This window comes from Pseudoalteromonas sp. 0303 (assembly GCF_013349995.1).
Taxonomy (GTDB): Bacteria; Pseudomonadota; Gammaproteobacteria; order Enterobacterales; family Alteromonadaceae; genus Pseudoalteromonas.
Window position 1 is genome coordinate 1 of sequence record NZ_JABVXF010000038.1, and the last position, 13,027, is coordinate 13,027.

The 13,027-nt window shown below is 36.4% G+C and carries 12 protein-coding genes; 1 reads left to right on the forward strand and 11 read right to left on the reverse strand.

Annotated features, from left to right (window positions below):
• Positions 1-197: 197 nt before the first annotated feature.
• The 11 genes from HUS62_RS18780 to HUS62_RS18830 form a co-directional block, all read right to left on the reverse strand.
• Positions 198-1,592 (reverse strand): sigma-54 dependent transcriptional regulator, encoded by a 1,395-nt coding sequence (locus HUS62_RS18780; RefSeq protein WP_258536815.1) that lies wholly within the window; start codon positions 1,590-1,592, stop codon positions 198-200.
• Positions 1,592-1,924: a hypothetical protein gene (locus tag HUS62_RS18785; protein ID WP_175080763.1), complete on the reverse strand. Its 333-nt coding sequence runs from the start codon at positions 1,922-1,924 to the stop codon at positions 1,592-1,594. The genes HUS62_RS18780 and HUS62_RS18785 overlap by 1 nt, the downstream gene beginning before the upstream one ends.
• 60 nt (positions 1,925-1,984) lie before the next feature.
• Positions 1,985-2,773 carry an EAL domain-containing protein gene (locus tag HUS62_RS18790; protein WP_220095070.1) on the reverse strand — a complete coding sequence of 263 codons (789 nt, stop codon included), beginning with the start codon at positions 2,771-2,773 and terminating at the stop codon, positions 1,985-1,987.
• The gene (locus tag HUS62_RS23240; RefSeq protein WP_258536816.1) at positions 2,766-5,516 is read right to left on the reverse strand and encodes a response regulator; all 2,751 of its coding nucleotides are present in this window, start codon (positions 5,514-5,516) and stop codon (positions 2,766-2,768) included. Before HUS62_RS23240 ends, HUS62_RS18790 begins: the two co-directional genes overlap by 8 nt.
• Positions 5,509-6,672, reverse strand: a complete 1,164-nt coding sequence (locus tag HUS62_RS18800; RefSeq protein ID WP_175080764.1) for a hypothetical protein — start codon at positions 6,670-6,672, stop codon at positions 5,509-5,511. The genes HUS62_RS23240 and HUS62_RS18800 overlap by 8 nt, the downstream gene beginning before the upstream one ends.
• A 9-nt stretch (positions 6,673-6,681) precedes the next feature.
• Positions 6,682-7,500: a type II secretion system F family protein gene (locus tag HUS62_RS18805; RefSeq protein ID WP_175080765.1), complete on the reverse strand. Its 819-nt coding sequence runs from the start codon at positions 7,498-7,500 to the stop codon at positions 6,682-6,684.
• Positions 7,497-8,369 carry a type II secretion system F family protein gene (locus HUS62_RS18810; protein WP_175080766.1) on the reverse strand — a complete coding sequence of 291 codons (873 nt, stop codon included), beginning with the start codon at positions 8,367-8,369 and terminating at the stop codon, positions 7,497-7,499. Before HUS62_RS18810 ends, HUS62_RS18805 begins: the two co-directional genes overlap by 4 nt.
• Positions 8,359-9,645, reverse strand: a complete 1,287-nt coding sequence (locus tag HUS62_RS18815) for a CpaF family protein (RefSeq protein ID WP_175080767.1) — start codon at positions 9,643-9,645, stop codon at positions 8,359-8,361. Before HUS62_RS18815 ends, HUS62_RS18810 begins: the two co-directional genes overlap by 11 nt.
• A gap of 6 nt (positions 9,646-9,651) precedes the next feature.
• The gene (locus tag HUS62_RS18820) at positions 9,652-10,410 is read right to left on the reverse strand and encodes a hypothetical protein (protein ID WP_175080768.1); all 759 of its coding nucleotides are present in this window, start codon (positions 10,408-10,410) and stop codon (positions 9,652-9,654) included.
• A gap of 54 nt (positions 10,411-10,464) precedes the next feature.
• Entirely contained in the window at positions 10,465-10,854 is a 390-nt protein-coding gene (locus HUS62_RS18825; protein WP_175080769.1) for a hypothetical protein, read from the reverse strand.
• 438 nt (positions 10,855-11,292) lie between these two features.
• On the reverse strand, positions 11,293-12,519 hold the full coding sequence (locus HUS62_RS18830; RefSeq protein ID WP_175080770.1) for an RNA-guided endonuclease TnpB family protein: 1,227 nt from the start codon (positions 12,517-12,519) through the stop codon (positions 11,293-11,295).
• A 38-nt stretch (positions 12,520-12,557) separates the two neighbouring features.
• Here HUS62_RS18830 and tnpA point away from each other — a divergent pair, with 38 nt between their 5' ends.
• Positions 12,558-12,953 carry an IS200/IS605 family transposase gene (tnpA, locus tag HUS62_RS18835; RefSeq protein ID WP_175080771.1) on the forward strand — a complete coding sequence of 132 codons (396 nt, stop codon included), beginning with the start codon at positions 12,558-12,560 and terminating at the stop codon, positions 12,951-12,953.
• Positions 12,954-13,027 lie beyond the last annotated feature (74 nt).

Sequence of the window (13,027 nt, forward strand, 5' to 3'; positions counted from 1 at the left end):
GATGCCGAGATTGCTAATATGGGTGCTGCACAGCAGCAACTTAATTTTACGCAATCAACCCGTACCTTAAACCAAGTGGTTGAGCGCCATTATCAAGCTGCGCCACAAGTTATGAATAACCCTTGGTTACAACAACGCAGCAAGTTTTTTAACAAAGAACGCCAATTCTTACATTAATGTAATTATAAAAACTAGAATTAAGCTAACTCCTCCCAATTTTTAATTTTCCTATATAATGTAGAGGCGCTTATTCCTAATTTAACAGCTGCAAGTGGTATATTTCCATTACATATATGCACTGCTGACTCTATAGCTTCTTTTTCTACTTGCCACAATGGTATGATCTCATCTGTAAGCTCAGCTTCAATTTCGCTCAACAGAGACTTTTTAGCAGTACTCACATTACTCTTTAATGCTTCTCTCTTAAATTGAGGGAGCATATCTAATTCTACAGTATCTCCTTCATTCATTACGACACAATTTTCAATAACATTCTGAAGCTCTCTGATATTACCAGGCCAATCATATGACAAAAATGCCTTTTCAGTGTTTTTACTAAATCCCTTGAATAGCTTATTTGCTGATTTACACTTTTGTTGGAGGAAAAAATGAGCAAGGATAATGATGTCCTCCTCTCTTTCTCTAAGAGGAGGTAAGTTTACAGGTATAACGTTTAATCTATAATATAAATCTTCTCTGAACCTACCATCAGCTACTTCCTTTTGGGGATTCCTATTCGTCGCACATACAACTCTTACGTCACTACTAACAACATCTGAAGAGCCTACCCTTGAATATAAACCTGTTTGTAAGAACCGTAGAAGCTTAGCTTGAAGAGGCAAAGCCATCTCACAAAGCTCGTCTAAAAAAAGAGTACCACCATTCGCCATTTCAACAGCGCCTTTTCGGTCTGAGATGGCACCACTAAAAGCACCTTTAACATGACCAAAAAATTCTGATTCAAATAAGTCGGCAGGGATAGCTGCACAATTTATCGCAACAAATGATTTATCATGCCTATTGCTGCAATCATGAAGATATTCAGCACACACTTCTTTCCCAGTACCACTCTCACCAGTCACAAACACTGATGCCTTAGAACGAGCTGCTGAATTAAGAATTCGCTTTACTGTTTGAACCGAAATTGAATCACCGATAAAGTCAATATCTGATTTAACCTTTGCTCCTGGTAGGTTTGTGCTGACTGTTTGAGTACCACTTGATATGGATTGTTCTAGTGCACTTTGGACAGCAGATAAAAGTATCTCATTCTCAAATGGTTTCTCAATAAAGTCATAGGCCCCTTCACGCATAGCTGTAACCGCAACATCAATGGAACTATTAGACGTAATTACGACAACTTCAGTTTTTTTATCTATTTTTTTAGCAAATTTAAGAACGTCAATACCAGAAACATCGGGTAAACACACATCCTGAATAATTACATCCGGCACCTTATTTTTGATAGCCGACATTGCACTGAAGCCATCTACAAAATGAGATACCTCATATCCTTTTTTTTCAAGATAAGCTTTATACATTGCTCCTGCAGCAATGCTGTCTTCTACTATGTACAGTATTGGTTTTGACATCATTCACCTAGCGATATTGCCTTAAGAAAATCCCTTCTGGAGTTAGATATTTCAATACATAATTCTATGACTTCTACTGAATTTACATCATCTTTTTCGTAATATTGGGATGCCATATTTGCCAGTGAGTCTGCCCCATATAGGCTAGCTGTATTCTTTAAAGTATGCAGAGTGTCGTGAATACTATCTTGGCCATCTTTATTTTCAGTTGAGACTAATTTTAATGATTTGAGCTGTTGCTCTAATTCATTAGCAAAGTGAGACGCTAATTCAAGAAAAATGTCAGTACCCACATCACACTTTAGCTGCTCTATTTTTGTAGTATTAATCACAACAGCACCTCATAATTATGTACTAATAAAAGTATAGAATTCTTTCATCGTTAAGCAAATTTAACTTCGCCATTTATTTATGACATCACGTAATGTCAATGGTTTATCGATTAAATAGCCTTGGATATTGTCACAACCTAGGCAATTTAATATTTGCAGCTGTTGGGGGGTTTCTACACCCTCAGCTATTAATTCTAAATTCAACCTCTGCGCCATTGCTATAACAGCACTACAAAGCGTGAAATCATCATTATCAGTAGCTATATTGCTTATAAAACTTTTATCAATTTTTATACCATTAACCTTGAATTGTCTTAGTAAACTTAAAGAAGCGAACCCAGTTCCAAAATCATCTAGCCAAATCTTTATGCCCATTTCTCTTAAGCGCTCAAATGACTTAGCTATTTTATTACAATCGCTTATTAGTGCTGTTTCAGTTAACTCTAATTTAATATTTTTAGCGGATATTCCTAATTCATTAATCAAATTGCTAATTTCTATTGTAATATCGTGATCTATTATTTGAATTGGCGAAACGTTAATTGACATCGTGAAGTCTTTCAAACCATAACTCTCTAGCGTCTTATAATCGACCAAGCACTGCTTAAGTATCCATGAGCCAAGTTCTATTATTTGCCCTGTTCTTTCGAGATGAGGGATTAAGTGATCAGGTCTTAGCCTCGAATCGTTTATACGGTTACGAATTAATGCCTCAAAGCCTATTAACTTACTGTTACTAGTTGAAACAATCGGCTGGTAGCTCATATAAAAGCTATTACTTTTCAAGGCATACTCAATTAGGCTATCCAAAGGTAATTGAGTATCTTGTTGTGCATTAATATCAATCATGGCTATCACCTTTTGCAGATAAAACTTTGTCTATCGACCTTAATAACTCATCTTTTTTCACTGGCTTTAGCAAAACATCATCAAAACCTAAAGATTTGTAATGTTCATAACAATTTTCTTTATCACTAGCAGTGTGAGCTATAAACGCAGTGTTATTACACCAACTATGTTTTTTTATCTTATGCAGCGCTTCAACTCCTGACAGCTCTGGCATAACGATATCCATTAATATTACTTCATATTTTTTTTGAGAAAGTGAAAGCAGGGCTTCAATAGCGCTATTAGCATAATCAATTTCAAAATCTTGATCTTTAAGTACAGCCCTAACAACAACATCGACTAGAGGATCATCATCTACCAAAAGAATAGAGGTTTTATTTACTGCTAAGTTACTTGAAACTTCACCTTCTTCATCCTCAACTTTGCAAACCAAAGTAATACATTTCTCATTTTCATGACTACTAAATAAGACATCCTGCCCTCCAAGAATCTTGAATAGCGAGATAAAAAAATTAACTTCTAGGGATTCATCTGATTTTTTAATTAATTCTAGTTGCTTTAAAGCTTTTATAAACTTTGACTCATCTGTACTTTTGTATTTGAACTCTAAGTGTAGTTCTGTAAATTGATCATTATGCTTAGTTTCAGCTTTGACTGAGACAGTGTGTCTAGCAACCTCAAGAACTTGAGAGAGAAAATGCGTTATTAATTGCTTGAACATTCTCTGATCACTGAATATCCAGACAGCATTCTTTTCAGTATTTTCATTATAAACTAACTTACCCGCTGTCTCATTTTGGATAGATTGCACAACACTATTTATAGTTTCAGTCACTTCAAACTTACTGGTATTCAATTTTCTATTCTGAGCCTTAGCCGATAAAAATTCGTCTAACAAACCCAAAGTACAATCTAGTTGTAAAGTTACAGATTCAAGTAAATTCCTTTTTTCTTGGGTATTCACTAACTCATCAAAGGTTCTCAAATAACACACAGGTTTTGAAAGTTTGGCAGCAACCTTAGCTATAAACTCTCTTTGAGCTCTCACATTACTCTTTGATTTTTCCAAAATCCCCTTCAGCAAACGCTCTTTATTATGTGCTTCTGAATCATCATGGAAATAGCTTACATAGCTACCATCTTCCATATCCCTTTGTACTACCGTCAACCATCGGCCTGAACTAAAGCCCAAATCGATAATTCTGTCGTGATCTCCCTCTAGCTTATGATGAACTTCGTGATGAGTGATCAAACCACTTTCTTCTCCTATCTGAATTAATTCATAGAAAGCTAATTTATCTGCATTCTTAATACCATCAAAAATAGTTGAGTATGCTTTGTTTGTTATGAGCGGCTCATCATCAGTATCAAAAATAGCAAAAGCGTCGGGTAATGAGTCAAGTGCTCTTGAATAAAATGCCTCTCTTTTCAACAAGGTTTGATTCTTCTGTTGTATCTTCTCTTGTAACCTTCGAGGTAAACGTAAGAAATAGTAAACTACTGAGAATAGTATTAAACTAATTACGATATAAAGCGTAATGAAAGAATTTGTTACTCTAGCATCTAGAATAGGTGTATTAGGTTTAACGAATATCCTCCACTCACTCGGAAAGATCTTTGTAGAAGCACTTATTGCTCCACTTAAGTTACGTTGAGATGCCTCCCCATATAAACTTAAAAAAAGCTCATTAGTGGATAAGTATATAGAGTAATCTTGAGTATTTAGTTTTGATATAACTGATTGAAAAAATTGGTTCAAATCAAAAGCACTAATCGTAAAGAAGTTTCCCTTGATTTCATCTAGTTTATGAACTAAAAACGCGGTGTCAGCTATTGTGATAATCTCAAAGTCGCTTGACTTATTCTCCGCCCAGTCACGAAGGTTATAGGCTCCAAGGTCAAAATTAGTTCTACTCCACACGACTAAATTATCTTCGCTTATTAGAGCGTAACCTTTGTATGTTAAGGAGCCTTGTTCACCGGTAGTTACAATTTTCTCTAAATCATTCACATCAACCGATTTCCCACTTAAAATATACCCAACCAACAATTGGTCCTTCTTTATCAAGCTAGAAGCTTGAGAGTCGAACCGCTCGATTGCGTCGAATAATGTCATTTTAAGCTTTTGTGTTTGATATTTATTTTGGCTTATTAACTCATTAGCCTGATATTTAAATAAGAAAAGGCCAACAACAATTGAAGTTACTAATGCAATGAAAAATGAAACTGTTTTGGTACTGAGAATTGATATTTTATTTGAACTTCTGACGCGTTCTTTCTTTTTAAAAGTTCCCACAGACTCAAATGATTGCATTTGTGTTTGAATCAAGTTTATGAACGTATTTAATTGTCCTCTATGGTTCTCATTAAAAAGTCTAGATTGAGTATCCCCTAAAACTAATAATCCAATACTCTCCCCCGTTTGTGCGAAAATAGGAATTTGGATGTAGAAAAGAAGATAAGTGTCCCGCTCGTTTTCGAATCTTAATTCATCAATAGTATTTTCATAAATTACCTCTTTCTCCTGATCAGAAATAGACATCAAAAACTCAATTGAATGTTTAGCCTTTTCCTTACTAACAGATAGAAAAATCTCATGGTTATTTTCGCCCTTATAATCAATGAATTTCACTACCGGAAAGTCATAAAACTGCTGTAATAAGCTTAACGTATTAACAACCTCACCATTGGGGCCATTCAAACCATCATCGAAAATATCCACATTATTAATTGTATTAATCATTAGATCTCTCCCCTTTCGGCTCCGTAGGAAACCAGAATTGTGCACCAGCAGAGGATGTCTGTGGTAATACAATCGTAAATGGGGGCATCACAGCCTCCAAAACTGGCTTATTTGTTACAGGATTCACAACTGGCTCTGCTAGCTGTAAATTAAGTGGTGTCTTACAGTTTGTTATCCCTGGTTCAATACCAATCAAAGCTAATGCATTAATTATCAAATCGTTATTTAGTAAATCTATGCCAAGCAAGTTAAATGCTGTTTTAAGAATCGTGAAAACAAGTGTTTCAACTATATTCTCGTCCTCTTCTAATACAGTTCCTGTAGGACAACATATAGTTCCAATTTCTAAGTCTAAATTTGCACTAACCCCAATTAAACTCAACGTATCTAGAGCTGTAGCTAGTAGAGATTCAATTTCTGGTAAATAAAGCTGCAGAATATCGCCTTGAGATGTAAAGCCCTCAGGGCATGTGTCACATAGAGCTTGAAGTTCTGTCGTTGTCGTGGCTCCAAACAGATCAATACTTGTATTAGATACACCAACCAAGCAGCTGTTATCTGCTGGTACTTTATTAATTTCAAAACTTTCACAAGGTGTGCCAGAGGTAACCTTTTGGGACATATATCTGGACACAATTTCATCATCTTTTGCAGGGCAACTAAGAGGTGTTGATTTGAATAAGTTACCTATAAATGTGCCGTCCCTTTGACCTATAGCGTAATTAGGGCCATTTTGTAATGCATTAATATAACTAACATTTCCTGTACTAATTATTTGACTAATACCCGAACTGTCGGAATCTTCATCACTAACTGACTTTATACATGGATTTCCTTGGCAATTAGGTGCGTCATAATAAATAGCCTCCCTAGAAGTAAATCTATCATCTCTAATTCCAATTAATGCTCGATAAGTTTTTTCAGAACTACGATCATGAAAAAAGATTAATGGTGCTTCATGTTCGTCAAACGAAATTGCCTTACCTAACTTATTATTTCCGCTATCAATAACGACAACTTCGTTATCTACCTTTTTTGCATTGTGTTTTATTACAGCGTCTCTTACTAAAACAATTCCACCCATCGATCCAATTGCTAAAATAGTAATGATAAGAATCAGCTCTATCGTTAATATGTAACCTTTTTGCTTTCTCATACCGCCTCCTTATATTGAATCAACAAGCAAGCTTAAAACATTCATTACTTGTAGCGCTGATGGAAAGAACACAAGTACCAAAAACATTGGAAAGCAAATAAGTAAAATAGGAAAAGTAGTGTGAAGTGACTTCCTATTAATCCTTTTTGCAAGTAGTACTGACTTCTTTAATTCGTAGCTTTCTAATAGGCTTTCTATTGAATTTACCAAGGGCGTTCCCAAGGTAGAACCAACCAAAAGTAAGTTAGAAAGTTTCTTAACTTCTTTAACTCCGGTCCGATAATACAGAAATTCAAAAGCGGCATGCTTTTCTTTACCTGCAGAAACTTCATAAACAAAAAGTTTGAGTTCTTTAAATAAAGGGTTCTTCTTGCTCAGGCCGTGAGAAATAGAATGTGATAAAGCCTGCTCTAGTGAGAACCCTGCTTTTAAATATACGAGAAATACCTGTAAAAAAAACTCGAAACTACCTTCAATTGCCTGTTTTCTTTGATATCTGATAACTACAAAGATGAGTTCAGGTACAAAAAACCCACTAATAATAGTAGTAGTTTTAAGAATTAGTGGTGGTTGCAGCTCTGCAATTATTATCAAAACATATGCTAATATCGCGCACGAAGTCTTCAGCAAAAATATAGGTATAAGCAATTTAGTTACCTGAATACCTGCTTGGCGCAAATACTTTGAACTCAAGATGAGGCCAAAATACCAAACCTTTGGCTTTGCAAGTTTACCGCTCGGAACTTCAGCCTCAGGTGATTGCTTGTTAATGTATATGAATGCAGCAATACTAATGAAAAGCGATAGAAAAAGGGCTAAATCAATCATATTTTCACCTTCAAACTTACTCTAAGCCAAATTAAGCCAAAAAGCTGACATAAAAATGCTATCGTTAAAAAAACCACACCGTTAGGATGAGATAATAATGGATCAAACCACGTAGGATCTTTGTAGTTAAATAAAGGGACTAATATATAAGGGAGAATGCCACTGAACACTGCAGCATACTTTGTTCCTGATAGCTTACTTCTTATTTGTTGTTTATCTCTCGCTCTTCTAGACAAGATCTGTGTGACACTCTTGAACATGTCTGTGAGATCGCAGTGCGTCTCATAATGTGTAATCACACATTGAGAGAAAAGACGAACAGATTCACAACTGTACCTATTTAACAGTGGCGCCAATGCACCATTAATATCAGCACTTAGCTGTAATTTTTGCATTAATGAATATGTTTGCTTCTTTATACTTTTTCCTGCGTAGTTTTGAGCGAACTCTAAAGATTGTTGCAGTGAAAGACCTGTTTGTAGGCAAGTATGAATAGTTTCTATGTATTCAATGAATTGAGTTTCGAACCTGTTAAGAAAAAACTGCCCTAAGTCAATAATCAAAATATTGATGCCCACAAAAATAATTAAGGAAATAATTAACTTACTTGTTCTTGCATCGGGGAAAATTGCATCCAATCCAAACCATACTAATAGGCTGATTAAAGCAGTAAAAAATATTATCCACAGCCTACTACTTGGTATTCCAATAACTTTTATAGACTGAGTAAGGGTATCTTGTTGAAAAAGAATATCTTCCTCAATATTACGTTTACTTGGTGTTGCCGGTTTTCTTACCAAGTAAAGTATTAAAATACCAGCGATACCTAAAATGAAGGCTCCTATAGATAGAAAATAATCAATCATCATCGCTACCCTCAATATTTTGGAATAATGCCTCGAGCCTAGACTCCTCAATACCACGCATTCGCATAAATTTAATTATTGCAGATTCACTTTTATCAAAAATAAATCTATCAGTATCAGAGTAAAGCGTTCTGAATTTTAGTGTGCCTTCCTCATAGTAAACTTCACCAATACTTTTAAGTTTCCTTTTCCCATCAGAGTCTCTAATTAGATGTATAATTAACTGAAGACATGAACCGATTAGAGCGTCGATGTGATCTGAGCTAAATTGCTGGTTATGTAGCTGTGTCAATGTTGAGATTCGACTAATTGCATCATAAGCACTATTAGCATGTACTGTTGTCATAGATCCTTGATGACCACAGCTCATTGCCTGTAGCATATCAATCACTTCACTAGAGCGTACCTCACCGATTATGACTCTATCAGCTCTCATTCTTAGAGCAGCCTTCACCAATTCACTTAAACTTATGCTACCCTTATCATCACTATTTGCACTATGTGCCTCTAGCTGAACAACATGATTATGATGTAACTTTAATTCCGAACTTTCTTCAATAGTTACAACTCTCTCGTTCTCACTTATAGCGCTCGACAGTACATTGAGAAATGACGTTTTACCTGCACCAGCATTCCCGCTTACAACTATATTTGCACCAGCTTCAACAGCACACTCTAGAAATTCAAGCCAATTGGAATCAATAAGGCCGCTTTGTATTAAATAGCTTTTTGTTATGGTTTTATGACTAAATTTACGAATAGAAACGATGGCAGTCGTTGTACAAGCAGGGGGAATAATAACGTTTAAACGACTACCATCAGGAAGCTTTCCATCTACCACTGGAGACAAAGTGTTAGTTTGTTTACCACACTGGTTTAATGCTCTTTCGATAAATCTAAGGAGATGCTTAGGGTTATCAAAGCTGCTTGGGGTTTTAACTAAACGCCCTTGTTTGTCAACCCATATATCATTGAAATCGTTTATTAATATGTCACTAATATTTTCATCAATCATGTATGGGGCAATAGGCCCGTATCCTGATAAATCATCCGCTACAGCACTGATGATTTGTGATATTTGAAGGTCAGATAAATCTAACCCATCGAAAAACTCAATCTCTTGTGAAATTGCTCTAACTGCTATTGCTAAGTCAAGCTCATTAAAGTTTGTAAAGTTCTCTTCTAACTCTTCGATTACTTTGTCATGAAGCAACCCTTTAACGTCTAATAGACTTGGGCTTTCAGGGGCATTATCATTATTAATTTTGAAGTTAAACATAGTAGCTCACTTAGAAACTAAAACAGCTTCATTTTTAGTTCCTTTGACAACTTCAATTTTTCTATTCCTTTGTAACCTTTCAAACTTTTGAATCCGGCCTTGCTCTATGTCATAAGCGCTATGCACAATCACAGAAACATTATCTTCGAAGCTGATTCCAGCAAGCGAATATACATCTTTTGGTAAGACAGCTAATACAAGAGAAGTGTTGCTAGCACTGCTTGACGAACTTGAAGCTGTATCAAGAGGGCTTTTTGAAGCCGGACTAGTTGGTGATTTAGATACACCAATTAACTGGACATCTGCTGCTACAGTTCTAACCACTCCTTGAGTTTTAGCTACGATATCAAGCCTATCTCCTTTATGAATTCGAGATAAAGGAATATCTAAACTTGGTAGTTTAAGAGTGTAAAGAACTCGACCAGCAGGGATTGCTTCTGATAAGCTTTTTCTAGTTGCTCTCACTAAGTCAGCATCAAAAATTAACTGCTGCTGGTTTTTATTTACAGCTAATTTTTTGCCAATTAGTGATCGAGGGTTTTGTATAGATAAAGATAAATTTGGAAATTTGCTTTTATCTAATTGAATTTGTGTAACATCATGGACCGTAATAACTTGACCAGCAGATAAATTCTTATTCGTTGTCCAAGCTGAGATTTGATCTTCTGAATTTACTTGTCTAACACCTATGGCTGAAGCGAGCATGCCTGAAGTTAATAGTAAAGTCATGGCAGCTGTTGTAGCTCCTTTATGCTTTGTTTTCATGATGCACCTCCAAAGAAACTCACTGCCACCCTTTGTGGCAGTGACTATATAGGTTTAATTACCAAGAGAGCCACCCGCAGCAGTTCGAGTTGCAGCGTCACCACTTGGAGTCGCACTAATAAGTGCTGCACTTTCACTAAAGTCAGAGGCAACAAAGGTAAATGACGATTCATCACCTGCGTATACATCAACTGAATCGATAAATGCTGAACCAGATACTTCTGCAGTTCCTTCAGCATTGATAAGTCCATCGAATGCGTAACTTTGGTCAAGAGCTCCGATTGCTTCAGCTACATCCTCTAGCTCACTTGTTACAGAGTCTCTTAAAGTAGAGAGCCCAATAACTAAAGCTGCAACCATTGATGTTGATAGGATGATTAGCTCTGAAGTTAATACAAAACCTTTTTGTTTTTTACCGTTTAGATTGTTTAATGATTTTTTCATTTTGATCACCTTTAGAATTTAAGAGCTTTTGCTCACTTTAACTAAAGCTAAAAGCATGCCAAAAAATAAAACCTTAAAATACAATATGTTAACTTTATCTTGGTATTGAAATTCTAAAGTGATTTGCAAAATGCAAATCAAAAATGAAAATCAGGCTGGTAACTGTATATAACTCAAGTACAAATTTTTATATTATTATTGGAGGGTCTTATCTAAGGGTTTTGATATGGAAGTATGAGAATTACTCCAATTTGAAAAGGCCAAAACAATGATCATATGTGGACTGGTCATCGATGCTGCTTCGCGTCGTTCAATGTGTTTCTCGGAAATTTTGATAACACTAGCTTGTGTATTATTCAATCAAAAAGGCCACATGGTGAACTACCCAGCGACATCGCTTCGCTCTGATCACTGGGCTTCTACAGTCTAGCTTAACGGCTAGGCTGCTTCTTTTTTCTCAGATCCAAAATCCAACTTCGATAATTCGAAGACTTTCGTTTTAACGGATTGTTTCTCCTGAGATACGGGTGCTACCCTTGCGACGATTCCAGCCGCAATTAAATCTAATTCACCTGTCTTTTCTATGCTCTTAGCCGACGATAGATCACGGTTTTGATACGTTCCGCAAGCTACACAAGTGAAATACCTATCGTTCAATGTTAAAACATGGTTTTGGCCGCACTCTGAGCAGATCCCAGTGGACTTCTCAAATCGACCAATTTCGTGATACAACTTACCCTCTAACTCAGCTTTGTATTTTGAAAGCTGAGTTATCAGCCCCATTACGTTATCGGCAACCATGCTGCCATTGAACTTTTGCATCGCTTTTACGTTTAAATCTTCAAAACACGCTATATCAGTTTCATTGATTATCTGTCGTGAAATTTTGTGTGCAAAGTCGAGCCTTTGCCTTGAGATTTTACCGTGTAGTTTATTGATGCGTTGTTTAGTTTTGTGCCAACGATTTGAGCCTTTGGTTCGACGCGCAAGCTGGCGTTGCAATTGATTTAGCTTCTCTTTTGACTGTTTTAAAAACTTCGGATTATCGGCCACAAATCCGTTCGAACCAACAACCGTTTGCTTTGAGTTGATATCAAAACCAGTGATCTTTTCCAAAACCTGTTTAGCCGTTTTACACTCCACCTCCTGTGTGATGCTGCATCCCCACTTTCCGTGACGATATTGAATGGTTACGGTCTTAATTTTGCTCGCAAGTCCACGATGCAAAACGATTGGCACTTTGCCGACCTTTGGGATGCTTATAGCGTCATTTTCAATTCGAATACAGTTGGAATTATTGACCGCTCGGAAGCTATCATTGTGAAGCCGCTTCCTTTTGTAGGAAACTTTGTGCTTTGGAAAATGCTGCAAACGACCTTTAGAAAATGCATTCTTCATCGCTGTTTCCAAGTCGCGAGCAACCTGCTGAGCAGCAGCAGAATCAAACGCTTTAATCCAGCTAAATTCCTCGAATGGCTTAATTTCCTTGAGGAGAGAAGCCATATCTTTGTAAAACAGGAATGTTTTATCGTATTCATAACGACGCATATTTTCAGACAACAACAGATTCCAAATGCCACGAGCTGTTGCACCAAACTCAATGAGCTTAACTTCTTGTTCTGGCGTAGGGTTTAGCCTGTAGTTGTATCTGAGCGTCTTTTTCATATACTGTATAGACTACTGTATAAGGCCAAGTTGTCAAGATGGAATATGAAACTAAATCTCACTGCAAATATCTAATTGCGCTTCATCTAATTTTGGTGGTTAAGTACAGAAAACCTCTGCTAAACGGAAGGCTGGGTGAGTTTGTAAAGAAAACGGTTTTCGATGTTTCTCTATCATCTGACTTTAGGATCGAAGAGGTTGAGATAGACAAAGATCACATTCATATGCTGATTACAATCGGCACTCGATATTCAGTAGGCCAGCACGCAAGGAGGATTAAGCAAGCGACAACCGCTAAAATCTGGAAATCATTTCCTTATCTGAAAAACCAATTTTGGAAAGAGAAAACATTTTGGTCTGATGGGTACTTTGTGTGTTCTGTAGGGAATGCAAGCGCAGAGACTATACGAAAATATATCCAAGAGCAGGGGTGACACTGATTCATCCCCGCGACATCACTTTGTTCTTATCACGGGGTTTTCTCGGTGAGTTTAGATAAATAATTATC